The sequence below is a fragment of the Cysteiniphilum sp. JM-1 genome (assembly GCF_008711525.1).
In the GTDB taxonomy this organism is placed as follows: Bacteria; Pseudomonadota; Gammaproteobacteria; order Francisellales; family Francisellaceae; genus Caedibacter.
Genome location: NZ_VXKS01000010.1, coordinates 1 through 14,052, shown reverse-complemented (window position 1 = coordinate 14,052; position 14,052 = coordinate 1). Strand labels below are relative to the sequence as shown.

The window sequence follows — 14,052 nt, the reverse complement described above, 5'->3', positions numbered from 1 at the left end:
CACTACAGCGGATGTAGTAAGTCAAATATTTTCTCAGCAAGCATCTTTTGTGCTTTGGTTGTTGGGTGAACATAATCCCAAAATAAATGTGTCTGTGGATCATGTTCAATCGGAATATCTGTTTGGATTTCACCATTAGCATCAACACCACCAAAGCTTCTAATACAGGCTTCCGTTGCATTATCAAAACCAAATGCCATTGGTGTTTCTAAGGCTTCGTGCAATAAGGCATAGGCATCAAATAAATGAATCTGTACGAAAGGATATTTCTCTTTAAGCTTATTAACACCGATTTCAAGCTGCTTATTCTGCTTGATAATATTACGCTTGATATATTTCTTAAGCCAAATAACTACAGGCTTTGGAAAAGGTGTCACCTCATAAGCAGGTGCGACAGTCACATCTGGCACATTCCAGACAACAACTCTCTTGGCACCAAGCTTAATGACTCGATCAATACTAGAAAGTAAATCACTGGCAACGCGATAGACCGCGGGAAAGTTTAAGAAAGGTTTTTCATTATGCACAGCAAATAAAAAGTTATTGCCACCACCATTTAGCATAATAAGCGCATCATCAGCAAAGCGCCCTTGTCGAGCAACATAGCGATCAATCTGATTTTGTACTGAAAAAGAATGCGCTGTTAATAATGATTTTGGATTTTTACCTGAGGTGCATGCACCACCTATGGCATAATTATTTACTTTAATATCCGCTACTGTTTGCTGCTTTTCTTTGAGCATCTTGCCAAGATACTCACAAGCAACCAATCCATCGCTAAAGCGCCCACGATCATAAGGTACCCCTGGAATTTCCAGTGTTTTAATTAAATTGCCATTATCTTGCAAGCTATCGCCAAATACTACAATACTACCAACAGTCATCGTTAGCTCCTTCAAAAAAATTAACCATCCATTGCGCAACCACCCTACCGTGATCACGCATTCTCAAGCTATCTATGCCTGACTCAAAGCAATGTGATAATGCTTCTTTTTGCTCTTTTATTAATAAATGATTATGCGCGCGCAACATCTCTGGATGTGCTTGCATTCCCCACACTAAATTATCAATGACAAACATCTGTACAGGACAAAAGGTGTTTGTGGCAATTAAAGTGGCGCCTTTCGGCAGCTCAACCACTTGATCTTGATGATAAAAAGCCAAGCTCAAATGATCGTGAAATGGACACATCCAAGCTTGTCTTTCAAGTATTTTAATGCACTGTACACCAACACCCCAGCCCTTAACAGAGCGTTCAACACGTCCACCTAAGGCTTGCGCTAGGATTTGATGACCAAAGCAAATACCAATCATCTTTTTGTGCAAACTAAACAGTGTCTTTATGTAATTTTCTAGGGCACAAATCCATGGCAAACGTTCAAATGATGTTGCTTTGCTGCCGGTAATAATAAACTTGTCATAATGATTGATATCCTTTGGGTATTCACCAACAGTCACATCAAAAACATCAATATCGACAATGGTTGAGACTTTCAAAAAAAGATTGGCAAACATATCAGGGTAATTACCCCCTGAAACACAGTGGCGATATTCTGGAATATGATCAGCTTGCAGTAAGGCTATTTTCATTAAGACCTCTTAAACCCCAACTCTTTAAATCATCTCTTTGAGCTGCATTAATGCTGCTTTTGATAACTTGAACGTATAGAGTTTACTGGCATGTTCTTTATCTGCTTTAAAGCCGATTACCCCATCATCTAAATTCAAGATTTCTTCAATCTGAATTGAGCTTTCTTTGTCGTCAAGCTTATCTTGTTTCTTATACCATGTTTCTTTAGCACGCTTGATCGCTTGGCGATAAGCGCCATGAATTTTATTCTCTCGCACTTTTTGCACAAATTGATTGGCAACTTGCGGTAATTCATCCTCAAGCTTTTTTAATTCATAGAGTGTACGCACATCATCGATCAAACCATCTTGACTTAACAGACGAATTGCTTGTGACGATTTGGCAAGTTTTAAGCGCATTGATACCCAGCTTGGTTCACGCCCTAAAGATTCAGCAACTTCTGCTTTGTTCACTTTGCGCTTCATTACAAGCTCAGTTAAAGCATCCGCTTCTTCAAAGGGAGAGACTTTTTCACGTTGCTCGTTCTCAAGCAATTGAATAATTAAAATATCATTATCTGCTTCATCACGTAAAATGCATGGCACACTTTCAAGCTTAAGCTCTTTTGCCGCTCTAAACCTGCGCTCACCAGCAATAATATGATAAAAACCATCATCCTTTTTAGGCGTTACAATAATCGGTTGGATAATGCCTTTTTGCGCGATACTCTGCGCCAAAGTATCAATATTTCTAAAGATCTTACGCGGCTGATTTGGATCAGGCATTAATTCATTTAAATTGATATTAAGCAACCCACCTGATTGTGCTGCATGTTCGTTTAAAGTTTTAAGCTTAAGTGCCAGTAACGCTTCCTTTTTATTATCAGCGCTGCCATCAGTGCTCCCCAATTCATGCACCCTTTTTCTATTGGCTAAGGATATTTTGGCACTCATGCAGTCACCCTTAAGAATGAAGCCACGATTTCCTTAGCTAACCTTCTGACTTGAACATGGACATTGCTCTCAGGTGCGTAATCGCCAATATACATACCAGAGGCCTCAGCTTCGACAAACTTAACACTTTGCGGAATAAACGTACTAAAAGATTTACCTTCTTCTTCTAACACATTAAGCAAGCTGCGTGACATGTTTGAGCCTTTAACGACGCGATTAGCCAGTAGCTTATAAGGGCGATCAGCAGTTAACGCTAGATCTTTTGCTTCAAGAAGGCCTGATAAATCCATGCCACTGGGCGCTGCTGGAATAATCACTAAATCAGCTAGTAAGGCCGCCTTTAAGGCTGCCGTTTGAAAATTTGGTGGTGTATCAATAACGATATAATCGACTTTTGATTTAACTTCTGCAATTGCCTCTCTGGCATGCTTTTCATCCACTTGAATAACACTATCAGCCGAGTCTTCATTTTTAGCTGCCCATGACCAAGCATCTGGCTTGTCTTTATCCATATCAATAACTAATACAGAATGACCTAATTCCTTAAGTCCACCATAAATATTCATTGCGGTTGTTGTCTTACCAGAGCCACCTTTTTGTTGTAAAAGGGCAATTACTTTTGCTGTCTTCATCTTCAACTGATTAAGTTACGTTTAATGCTTGTGCCAGTATATAACACTCATCAAGCATTTTACAGCCTTTCTGCCATGGCTTTTTTGCTTTATTCCGTATGAAGCTTAGTGTTTATTTTGATTCACCGGCTCAGTTTGACTATACTCTCTTCCTAGTTTGACCCAATAACAAAAAACAAGGATGCATTATGCATAACAAAGCCTCAAGTAAACACACTAAATTCGATTCAAATAAAGCTAATGAGCTCGATGATCTGCTTCTTAATTTATATCCAGAACCTGCCGATGATTTTGATAAAGATGAGCATATTTTTTCACTATCTATGTTAGATGGATATCTGACAGCGGTATTGCTTTGCCCTGACATGATAGATCATGACGATTGGTTAGAAGGTGTTTGGCAAGAAGATGCACTACCTCAATTTACATCTCAAGCAGAAAAAGAAAAACTGATAAAGTTATTGATTGCTGAACACAGCCGTGTCAAAAAAGCATTTGCCAATGAGCTGACTGAGTTTGAACCACTTGTTTATCACGAAATGCATAATGATCAAGCATTGCCTGCGATTGATCTATGGCTTGATGGTTTTGAACGTGGCTTTGAGTACTTCGTAGATGCTTGGATATTAAATCCGCAAATTGAAGCCGTTATTGATGATATTTTAGGGTTTGATGATGATTGCGATTTCGAGCATTTATCATTAGATCAACGTAATAAATCACTAGAGAGACTCACTGATTTAATCATTCAGTTATATGCGTTAATTTGCAGTAACCCAAATGCCAAATAAGATAGGACGACATTCATATGATGAAAAAAGATCTTGCTACAATATCTTTTTATCTTTTATTGGCGCTTTCTGCGCCCGCATATTCTGACATTCATAATTCAGACAACAATACCAAGACGATCACTGCGACTGATAATACTAAAGCGAAACAACTCAATAATGAATATAAAGCTTTCAAACCGGAAGCATACCCTTTTGGCATCGGCTTTGGTGGTATTTTTTCGCCAAATCCTTATAAAAATACCTCGCCAACTATCTTACCCATCCCCGTCATTAGCTATCAAGGTGAAAATCTCTCGATCAATGGACCATATATTGCTTACCGATTTTTAAATACCAAGCACACTAAAACACAAGCACAGTTATTTCTATATCCTGAAATATTTAGGGCTAGTCAAAGTGATGATCCGCAGTTACAACAGCTTGATAATCGCAACTACCTTGTAATGTTGGGACTCACCCAAGGTTTCAAAAGCACTTATGGTGATTTAGCATTCGCTGCTAATATTGATGTTACAACGCGCACCAACGGTTATTTGCTAAGTGCTGAATATAGTAAACGTCTGATATTGCCAGTAAATACAAAGTTAATTTTCTTTGTTACACCTTCGATTGGTTTAAGTTATAGCAGCAAGGAAATCACTGATTATTACTATGGAATTACAGCACCTGAGTCACAGAAATCAGGGTTGCCACAATACACAACAAATGGCGCACTTAGCCCCTATATTGGTTTGATGACAGCAGTAAACTTTTCAAAACATTGGAATATCTTCATTGCCACCAGATTAAACCGTTTATCAAATGAAGTTTATAATAGCCCAATGGTCAGCAATCAATATATTTTTACAACTGTTGTTTCCTTTACTTACAACTTTGCTTTATAGCCCTCATCTTTAACAGTGATCGTCGCTATATTATTTTGTATTTTCTCAATCTTTGCTTGCGACAACCAAAACCAATACACTACAAAAATGGCGATAATGATTAATAGAAAATTCACAATAACCGTAATCATACTACTTCTCCTTTAAATTGGTTAACATGTTTAACCTTAAAAAACCGTAGGCGATTTGCATTAGTAACAACCGTGAGTGATGATGCAGCCATTGCAGCTGCTGCAATCATCGGACTTAAAAGCACACCAAAAACAGGGAATAACACCCCTGCAGCTACTGGAATCCCCAAGCCATTGTAGATAAAAGCACCAAATAGATTTTGCTTGATATTCTTCATTGTAGCCCGTGAGACCAAAATAGCATCAACAACATTCATAAGTGAGCTGCGCATCAAAGTAATATCGGCACTTTCTATCGCAATATCTGTGCCATTACCAATCGCAAAACCCACATCCGCTTGTGCTAATGCAGGTGCGTCATTAATCCCATCGCCAACCATGGCAACCGTTTCATTTTTCTGCTGTAAAGCTTTGATATGCTTAAGTTTATCCTCTGGCATACTCTCGGCTAAGACCTTATCTATACCAAGCGTTTTAGCAATTGCTTTCGCGGTTTGTTTATTGTCACCTGTGATCATCGTAATTTGAATGTTATTGCGCTTGAATGTATCAATGGCTTCTTTAGCATGTTCTTTAACGGGATCAGCAACAGCAATAATGCCACTTAATACCTTGTTAACTGCCACATACATGACCGTTTGACCTTCATGGCTTTTAGTTGTCGCAAGTGCTTCTAACTTGAGATTTTCAATGCCATGATTTGCCATCATTTTATGATTGCCAATGATAATATTCTGACTGTCGACATCTCCTGTCACACCAAACCCTGTATGACTTTGGAAATTATTAACGGGTAATAGCTCTGCTGAATTTAACACTTTTTTGACAATTGCTTCAGCCAATGGATGCTCAGAATGTGCTTCTACACTCGCCGCTATTTTTAATAAATCTTGTTCATTAATACCATCAACACAAGTTACACTGACAACTTCAGGTTTCCCTTTGGTAATCGTACCGGTTTTATCAAGCACCACATGTGTTATTTTACTCGCAGTTTGTAAGGCTTCACCATTTTTGATTAAAATGCCTAGTTGTGCGGCCTTACCCATCCCCACAATAATTGAAATTGGCGTTGCCAAACCTAGTGCACACGGACAGGCAATCACAAGTACTGTAATACCTGACACGAGCATAAAACCAATGCCAAATCCTAAATTAAACCAAATAAGTGCTGCTGCAATTGCGCATAATATAACAAAAGGGACAAAATAGCCTGATACCGTATCGGCAAAGCGCGCAATAGATGGCTTGGTATTTTGCGCTTGTTTCACCAATGCAATGATTTGCGCAAGTATCGTATCTTTAGTGAGTTTAGTCACACGATAGTTAAAACTACCCGTTTTATTGATGGTACCTGAGAATACTTTATCTGACATTGACTTTGCAACGGCTACGGGCTCACCAGTTAACATAGACTCATCAACATAAGAGCTACCCTCGATAATCTCACCATCTAGTGCAATTTTAGATCCAGGCTTAACACGGATTACATCACCCAGTTTCAGCTGATCGATCTCAACCTTCTCCTCTTGCCCATCAGCATTAATACGATAGGCAAACTTTGGTTGCAAACCAATAAGTTGTTTAATGGCTTCGGATGTTTTACCACGTGCCTTTTGCTCTAACCAAGCGCCAAGATTAACCAGTGCTATGATAATAAGTGCTGCCTCAAGATAATTATGTCTGGCATTTTCAGGGATTATTGTTGGCGTTATAATCACAATTATTGAATAAATCCACGCGGCTATCGTGCCTAAACTAATCAGCGTATCCATTGTTGCGTGATGCTGCAAAAAGGCTTTATAGGCTGATTTATATAAATGTGCAGCTGATGTAACCATAATAACAAGCGTAAGCACTGACATAATAAGCCAAAATATATTTATGTTATGCGGCATAATTACTGGCGAGTATGAGCTCATACCATAAAACATTAAAAACAAGCCAAAAACACCAGGGATAATTACCTTCTGCCATAGCTTAGGTTTTTCAGCCAATGTAGCTTTCTCTGAGGCTTCGGTGATTTCTTCAGCGATATAACCTAATTGCTTTAAACATTGAATAATATCTAGTGCTTTAAGATGCGTTTCAACATGAAGGGTTCTATCAGCAAAATTAACGCGCCCTTCTGTAATTTCCGGTGTTTTAGCAAGCGCTGATTCAATCTTGCCAACACAGCTCATGCATGAGACATTTTTCAATGCAAACTCATACTGATTTATTTTTGCATTATTCATCATTACTTTGCTCCTTTTTACTTCTTATTGCTCCTTGCAGCCTTTTCGTATTTTCTTGATTTTGATAAAGGTCTTTTAAAATCGGACAGTCTTTGCTTGCTGCCTTGCCGTCACAGAACTGTTCAAGCTTTGTGAGATGCTGCTTTAACTGTGTCAATAATGTAATTTTCTCATTAACATCTTCTAGTTTTTGCCAAACTCTTTGCTTGATCTCAGCACTTGATAGATTTTTATCCTCAATCGCAAATAACTCAGAAATTTCTGCCAAACTAAAGCCAATATACTTGGCATTTTCAATAAATCGTATCTTATCAATGATTGATTGGTCATATTGTCGGTAACCGCTAGCACTGCGCTTGGGCTTTAATAAACCAATCTTTTCATAATGCCTTAAAGTAACCGTTGTAATGCCTAATTGCTGCGAAAGCTCACCAATATTCATAACGTCTCCAGATGATTATCTTTCATTTAGTATAGTCAATATAAGATTAACCTTAGGGTTAAGGTCAAGGAGCTAGTTTGAAATATTTTAAGAAATTTAAGTTAAGCAAAAAATAGTATACTTTAAAAGTGGTGAGAGCAGCCAATCAGGCAATGACTACTTAATAAATAATCTATGCAGTTTAGTCTTCAGCATTTTCCTGCATCAATTTTTTATATTTCTTCTCAATCATCTTACGCTTCAGTGCTGATAAGTGATCAAAGTAAGTAATTCCATCTAAGTGATCAATTTCATGCTGAATACAGCGACCATGATAGCCATCGCATTCCATTTCATATTCTTCACCAAACTCGTTTAAAGCGCGCATTTTAACCCACTCAGCACGCTTAACTTTAGCTGAGACGCCAGGGAATGACAAACACCCTTCCTCGTCATCAATTTCACCCTTGCGTTCGATGATTTCAGGGTTAATGGCAACGATTTTTTGATCTTTATTTTCAGAGCCATCCATAATAAATAAGCGCATGTTGAGTCCCACTTGCGTGGCAGCTAAACCGCCACCATGCTCGACATACATCGTTTCAAACATATCAGCAATTGTTTGACGTAACGCATCATTAATCGCATCAATAGCGACAGGATCTGCCTTTTGCTTTAGAAAGGGATGTGGATATTTTAATACAGTTAATAGTGCCATATTGATAAAGCTTCATTTATAACAATTTGTAATATGCGCGTTAGTCTACCATAAATTGTTTTTGAGCTTAACTACTTGCGTCACACTTTCCAATCAATTGGCAATAAATCATGCGCTAATAAGTAATTATTTGTTTGTGAGAAGTGTTTTGAGCCAAAAAAGCCACGATGTGCTGACAAGGGTGATGGATGTGGCGATCTCAAAATACAATGCTTATTGTGATCGATTAATTGTGCTTTTTTTTGCGCGGGAGCTCCCCATAATAAAAAAACAACATGACTTTTATGTTGACTAATCTGACGAATCACATGATCAGTAAATTGCTCCCAGCCTTTATTGGCGTGCGAATGTGCTTGATGCGCCTCTACCGTTAAAACAGTATTGAGTAAAAACACACCCTGCTTTGCCCAAGCACTCAAATCGCCTGTTTTCGCAATATCGACATTCAAATCATTGTGCAACTCTTTATAAATATTCATAACCGACGGCGGTAGTTTAACACCTGCCTGCACTGAGAATGCCAGACCATGAGCTTGATTGATATTGTGATAAGGGTCTTGTCCGAGAATAACAACTTTTAGCGATTCAAATGAACACAATTTAAATGCATTAAAGACATCTTCCTTTTGCGGAAAAATTTGTTTTCCTTGGCATCGCGCATTATCAACAAAAGCCAAGGTTTCTTTAAATTCAGTGCTTTTTTTATAATCAGCTAAAACATCTGACCATGAGAGCAATGAGAGATCTGCTTGCATCTTAGTTATGCTCTGATGACATTAAGCTCACTGGCCATACGAAACCACTCAGCTGCCATTCTATAATCACCGCTATTATATGCATGCAAACCACGCAACATTGGTGATTTATTATAGGCATTGCGTTGTACGCCAATATAATACCAAAGACTAGCTGTTTTCATATCTTTGGCAACTCCACAGCCAAACTCATACATATAGCCAATCACTAAAGTGGCATTGGTATCCGCACTTCGCGCAAAAGGCAAAAGCTGCTGATAAGCAAGAGGACAATTGCCTTCTTCAAAATTATGATAACCCAACTGATAGTTTTGTGGCTCGTCACTTGTCAATTTAATGGAAGACAATAAGGCACTGGCATCGGCTTGAACCTGACGTTGTGAGGTGTTTAACGTCAGCTTACTTTCATAACGACTATGCAAAGCATCTACCATAATGCCCGCAAAGATAAACAATAAAATGACCAGAATAACCCACTGCATAGGTTTTGATTTTTTTAATTTCAAAACAATCTCCTAGTTTAATTGTTTAGGTTTTCTGCCAATAGCTCACGACGCTGGCGCACTACTTCATACATGGCAACACCTGCTGCAACTGAGACATTCAGACTTGATACCTGCCCCTGCATTGGTAGTTTCACAAGATAGTCACACATCTTACGCGTACCAAAACGAAGACCTGAACCCTCAGCACCCATCACTAACGCTATCGCACCGCTAAAGTCGCTATCATAGATCAGACTCTCTGCTTCACCCGCTAATCCTGTAACCCATATACCTTTATCCTTTAAGACGCCAATAGCACGCGAGAGATTCGTGACTGATACAAGCTTCATGCTACTTACTGCACCGCTGGCAACCTTCTCAACCGTTGCATTGATCGTCGCACTGTTGTCTTTTGGGAAAACAATAAAATCAACCCCAGCAGCTTCAGCACTTCTAATGCATGCACCTAAATTATGTGGATCTTGAACGCCATCTAGGATTAAAATAAAAGGTGTTTTTGAAGAGCTAGCGATAAGATCCGATAAATCACTTTCTTCATATAACTTAATATCGCTTTGGCAAGCTGCTAATACATTTTGATGTACCACATCTTCAAGTGCATGAGACTGTAGTAATGATTGAAATTCATCCTTATTGACAAGCTCAAACTCAATATTTTTCTTAGCCATCAATGATTTTAACTCACCCAATCTTGGGGATGTGTCTTTGCCTTTAAGACAATAGATAACTTTAATACCATCGGCATGTAGTTTAAGGCGCGCCTTGATCGCATGTATTCCATAAAGTAGTGACATAATTAATTAAAAACTCTCTTTTCTTTGACCTTTCGGCGCACGTAAGTATAAATGACCAATTGGAATTCCTTCAAAATGTAACCCATGGGTAATCCGATTAATGATTTCTTGGCATTTTTCTTTACATTCCTCACCACGAAACCCTTTGGTTACCAACCAATCTGCAATCTCATTCAAAAACATCTTAAGTTCAGATAATAATTTTTTATTGCGCTCGTTCGGGCTGTAGCGAAAACGATTAAAATCAAGCGGTTGACTCCACTGGCGATACAAATTACTTAGCTCAAACACCACATCCGTGACCATTTGCTCAATCGCGAGCTCAAGCTTGCCTTCGGGCATAATATGCATTTCTCGCATTGATTGAATCTGCTCACGCCTGACATCTGCAATGGTTCTCACAGATTCATTTTGCAGCTCACTTAAACGCTTCCTGTTCGATAAAGTGACTTTATTTTTGGACATAATTACTTAGCTTATGAAGATATATGTCAGGCATTATATACTTAACACTGCATTTTTTGCAGCGTTTTCTTGGCGTTTTGTACCATCACTCAAGAAAGCATTTAGCACATGATCGACATTTAAATAAATCAGCAAAATTTATAATGAATTTTATTCAAAGACTGGTAGGATAATGACGTCTAGGGTATAAAATTTTAGGGAGATTACTCAAGTGCAAGCACATAAAGTAGGATTATTTTCAGCCATTGCTATTCCAGTGACATCAATGGTGGGTTCTGGTTGGCTCTTTAGCGCACAATTAAATGCACAATTAGCAGGAAACTACGCGTTTATCGCATGGATAGGCGCGGCTTTTATCGCCATTATTGTCGGGTTATGTTTTGCAAAACTTTGCGCATTATTCCCTGAACGTGGTTTAAATGCCAAATGCGTATCACTAAGCCACGGCAAAGACTTTGGCATGGTCTTTGCTTTTGCCATCTGGTTTGGATTATTAGCAATGATCCCAACTGAAGCGCAAGCAACCGTGCAATATTTAAGTCCATTTATCAAGTTTACGACTTTATATCATGGTGAAAGTTTGACTTGGTCAGGCAAGCTATTTGCCATTATTATTTTAGCAATTTACTTTATCGTGAATTACTTTGGCATCAAGCTATTAGCCTATGTCAACAATATCTCAACTGTTTTTAAAATCAGTATTCCAACACTAACTATTATCGTTTTATTAGCTGCTCACTTTGATACCACCAATCTTAATCTTGCGGTTAATCACTACACAGCAAGCTCGATTCAAACGGCACTTATAGGTGCGGGGCTTGTCTATGCGTTTAATGGCTTTCAAGTCGTTGCATCGTTTGCCAGCGAGATTAAAAACCCAACGCGCAATATTCCATTAGCGATTATTATCTCTGTTGTGGTTACCCTTATCTTATACATGCTATTGCAATTTACCTTTATGACGGCAATGCCGCATGATGTTGCTGCTAAAGGTTGGGCGGCTCTTAATTTCTCAAGCCCTTTAGTTAACTTAACCATGCTACTTGGTTTGAATTTCTTAACTGTTTTATTAATTGCTGATTCGATCGTAAGCCCATCTGTTACCGGCTTAACTTATATGGGCTCTTGCTCAAGAATGCTTTATGCGATGGCTGAAAAAGGGCAAATGCCACGCTGGATTGCTAAGCTGTGTCCTGTGCATCATTTATCTAAACGTTCACTATTTTTAAACTTCATTATTGGCATTATTATTTTGTTAAATTCCGCAAGCTGGGCATCGTTAATGGTAATTACTACTGCCTTTAACGTGTTAGGTTATATGGGTGCGCCACTTTCGCTAGCTGTGTTAGGTAGCCGCAAACTATCAACCAAAATAATGACTTTATTTGTCTTTATTGTACTGGCGTTGCTATTAGCCACCCTACCAGAAAAAGACTTTTTACTGAGTAATCTTGCTGTCACTGTCATGATGGCAGTTTATGCTGTACTGCAAATAAAACAAGGTGGCTTTAACTGGTTTGCATTTAGTTTTGTCATATTCTTATGGATTTTGATGTTAGTGGCAAGCTCAGCAATTGCCACTATTATCTTGGCAATTGTGTTCTTTTTAATTGTCACCAGTCAACGTTTTGTGACGAAATTAGGGCATTCACTGAATAAATAAAGATACAAATTTACTGATCCACAGGTAATCTGATCCATACTACGGGTGTGTCATTATTCTCCTGTATGCGCGAGGCAAAGTCCCTAAGCTCATTATTATCACCTACCAATATAATCATGTGGGCACCTCTGTAGTAACTTCTTGTAATCGTTCTAAAACGCTCCTGTCCTGCGGTTATCCATAACTGCAAACGCTCATTATGTTGAAGATTAATGGTTTTATTTGTCTGCCCGATTGTGCTGAGGTTATTGGGCTCATTCTCATTAAAACATATACGCCAAAATAAACGATGACTTTCTGTACTCCCTAAAACAAGTGCTTTTAAGGTACGAGCTTGTTGCTCAGCTATATTAATTTGCAATAACCCGCCATCAAGCAACCTGTAACGCTCGTTTCTTACTTCACGCGTATCTAAAGTATAGTCAAGGTTTCTAAGCCTCAAACCTGGAATGTTTTTAAAGCTGTTTAAAATAAATGATGTGTATGAGTGATTATGTCTCGGGTAGTCCCTAATGGTATTACAAATATGTCGCCAACAATTACTAACTGAAGCATTATAGTTATTAATCTCTATTCTAAAATTTTCTGCTCGGTCGCGTCCTGTATTTCCTCTGTGGAAAAAACCTCTGCCATTTCCTCGCCACGTTAAATAGTTCCCAGTGGCACTATTTATAGCATCCTTTAAATTTTGCAAGGTGATATTTTGACTTGGAATACTTTGATTTACTAGATTTTGAAAAAACTCTCGACGATTTGGTAATAATGGGTTTAAAGTTGTTTGATAGTTTGGCTCTGGAACATTTCCATTTATAACTCTTATGCCATTTCTCACTGGACGATCTACTTGTAGTTGGGAAACCCCTCGACAAACGGGGCACCTTTGAGAACTTTGCAACCATGTTCGCGCACATGCTTCATGAAAACAATCATGCTGATTTGGACATAAAATATTAAATGACCTATCCATTGGCTGAAGACAAATAATACAGTCATCTGCTTGTCCCAAGCCATTTTGTTCCGCCTCTAAAAACTCCCCGATATCAAAGTTATCTTCTGGTCGTTGCCGCCTATTACCAAAGCTCGTTTTACACAGTGGACACTCCTCTGAGCGTGACAACCATGTGTCAATGCATGGCTTATGAAAATAATGTTTGCACGTGGTTTCACATATGACTTTCTGTTCTGTTGGATTATCAGCATGTAAGTCCTCAAGACAAATGGTACAATTTACGCGAGCAGTAGTATTACTAGGCTCAATAATATTATATGCAGGCATTATATCTCCTTATATTCCTACTTTATTTGACAACATTAAATACATTGAAATAAATTAGCATCAAATAATAATATTGTTGCTAACCATTCAAATAACATTATTCGTGCTTCCTTGCCATTTAGCTGGTGTTCCATTATCAAATGTCAACTAACTTTTCCGGTTACGACAACTAACTTTGCCGATTTATAGCAAAAAAATTATTTTTTCATACGATAACTTTCTCCTTCTAGGCTAATCACGGTTGCATGATGTA

Annotated in this window: 16 protein-coding genes; 3 read left to right on the top strand and 13 right to left on the bottom strand. The window is 38.4% G+C overall.

All coding sequences use genetic code 11. From position 1 onward, the window contains the following. Positions 1-2 precede the first annotated feature (2 nt). Genes F3D68_RS05905 through F3D68_RS05890 form a run of 4 tightly spaced genes read right to left on the bottom strand, consistent with a single transcriptional unit; the run spans position 3 to position 3,161 of the window. Complete coding sequence (locus tag F3D68_RS05905; RefSeq protein ID WP_151193527.1) at positions 3-884, bottom strand: SGNH/GDSL hydrolase family protein; 882 nt, start codon at positions 882-884, stop codon at positions 3-5. Further along, complete coding sequence (locus F3D68_RS05900) at positions 871-1,590, bottom strand: glutamine amidotransferase-related protein (RefSeq protein ID WP_151193526.1); 720 nt, start codon at positions 1,588-1,590, stop codon at positions 871-873. Before F3D68_RS05900 ends, F3D68_RS05905 begins: the two co-directional genes overlap by 14 nt. A gap of 24 nt (positions 1,591-1,614) precedes the next feature. Next, the gene (locus tag F3D68_RS05895; RefSeq protein WP_151193525.1) at positions 1,615-2,523 is read right to left on the bottom strand and encodes a ParB/RepB/Spo0J family partition protein; all 909 of its coding nucleotides are present in this window, start codon (positions 2,521-2,523) and stop codon (positions 1,615-1,617) included. Further along, a complete protein-coding gene (locus F3D68_RS05890; RefSeq protein ID WP_191092721.1) occupies positions 2,520-3,161 on the bottom strand; it encodes an AAA family ATPase in 642 nt (213 codons plus the stop codon). The genes F3D68_RS05895 and F3D68_RS05890 overlap by 4 nt, the downstream gene beginning before the upstream one ends. A 182-nt stretch (positions 3,162-3,343) precedes the next feature. Here F3D68_RS05890 and F3D68_RS05885 point away from each other — a divergent pair, with 182 nt between their 5' ends. Together F3D68_RS05885 and F3D68_RS05880 are read left to right on the top strand one after the other, a co-directional pair. Further along, on the top strand, positions 3,344-3,946 hold the full coding sequence (locus F3D68_RS05885; RefSeq protein WP_151193523.1) for a UPF0149 family protein: 603 nt from the start codon (positions 3,344-3,346) through the stop codon (positions 3,944-3,946). Between the two features lie 17 nt (positions 3,947-3,963). Next, positions 3,964-4,833: a MipA/OmpV family protein gene (locus tag F3D68_RS05880; protein ID WP_151193522.1), complete on the top strand. Its 870-nt coding sequence runs from the start codon at positions 3,964-3,966 to the stop codon at positions 4,831-4,833. On the opposite strand, the gene F3D68_RS11210 is transcribed toward F3D68_RS05880, so the two are convergent. The 8 genes from F3D68_RS11210 to F3D68_RS05845 all read right to left on the bottom strand — a co-directional run bounded on the left by F3D68_RS11210 (position 4,815) and on the right by F3D68_RS05845 (position 10,860). Continuing rightward, complete coding sequence (locus F3D68_RS11210; protein ID WP_191092720.1) at positions 4,815-4,964, bottom strand: hypothetical protein; 150 nt, start codon at positions 4,962-4,964, stop codon at positions 4,815-4,817. The genes F3D68_RS05880 and F3D68_RS11210 overlap by 19 nt on opposite strands. Continuing rightward, on the bottom strand, positions 4,961-7,204 hold the full coding sequence (locus F3D68_RS05875) for a heavy metal translocating P-type ATPase (RefSeq protein ID WP_151193521.1): 2,244 nt from the start codon (positions 7,202-7,204) through the stop codon (positions 4,961-4,963). The genes F3D68_RS11210 and F3D68_RS05875 overlap by 4 nt, the downstream gene beginning before the upstream one ends. Beyond that, on the bottom strand, positions 7,194-7,643 hold the full coding sequence (locus F3D68_RS05870; RefSeq protein ID WP_151193520.1) for a heavy metal-responsive transcriptional regulator: 450 nt from the start codon (positions 7,641-7,643) through the stop codon (positions 7,194-7,196). The genes F3D68_RS05875 and F3D68_RS05870 overlap by 11 nt, the downstream gene beginning before the upstream one ends. A gap of 181 nt (positions 7,644-7,824) precedes the next feature. Continuing rightward, the gene (gene def / locus F3D68_RS05865) at positions 7,825-8,340 is read right to left on the bottom strand and encodes a peptide deformylase (protein WP_151193519.1); all 516 of its coding nucleotides are present in this window, start codon (positions 8,338-8,340) and stop codon (positions 7,825-7,827) included. Positions 8,341-8,420: 80 nt separating this feature from the next. Beyond that, positions 8,421-9,095, bottom strand: coding sequence for a uracil-DNA glycosylase (gene ung / locus F3D68_RS05860; protein WP_151193518.1), 675 nt, complete (start codon positions 9,093-9,095; stop codon positions 8,421-8,423). A gap of 5 nt (positions 9,096-9,100) precedes the next feature. Beyond that, the gene (locus F3D68_RS05855) at positions 9,101-9,601 is read right to left on the bottom strand and encodes a sel1 repeat family protein (RefSeq protein ID WP_151193517.1); all 501 of its coding nucleotides are present in this window, start codon (positions 9,599-9,601) and stop codon (positions 9,101-9,103) included. A 14-nt stretch (positions 9,602-9,615) separates the two neighbouring features. Next, a complete protein-coding gene (gene rlmB / locus F3D68_RS05850; RefSeq protein WP_151193516.1) occupies positions 9,616-10,395 on the bottom strand; it encodes a 23S rRNA (guanosine(2251)-2'-O)-methyltransferase RlmB in 780 nt (259 codons plus the stop codon). 6 nt (positions 10,396-10,401) lie between these two features. Continuing rightward, entirely contained in the window at positions 10,402-10,860 is a 459-nt protein-coding gene (locus tag F3D68_RS05845) for a hypothetical protein (protein WP_151193515.1), read from the bottom strand. Between the two features lie 211 nt (positions 10,861-11,071). On the opposite strand from F3D68_RS05845, the gene F3D68_RS05840 reads away from it, so the two are divergent. Then, on the top strand, positions 11,072-12,523 hold the full coding sequence (locus F3D68_RS05840; RefSeq protein ID WP_224728251.1) for an APC family permease: 1,452 nt from the start codon (positions 11,072-11,074) through the stop codon (positions 12,521-12,523). A gap of 10 nt (positions 12,524-12,533) precedes the next feature. Here the strand turns inward: F3D68_RS05840 and F3D68_RS05835 are convergent, their stop codons facing one another. After that, positions 12,534-13,799 (bottom strand): RING finger domain-containing protein, encoded by a 1,266-nt coding sequence (locus F3D68_RS05835; protein WP_151193514.1) that lies wholly within the window; start codon positions 13,797-13,799, stop codon positions 12,534-12,536. Positions 13,800-14,052 lie beyond the last annotated feature (253 nt).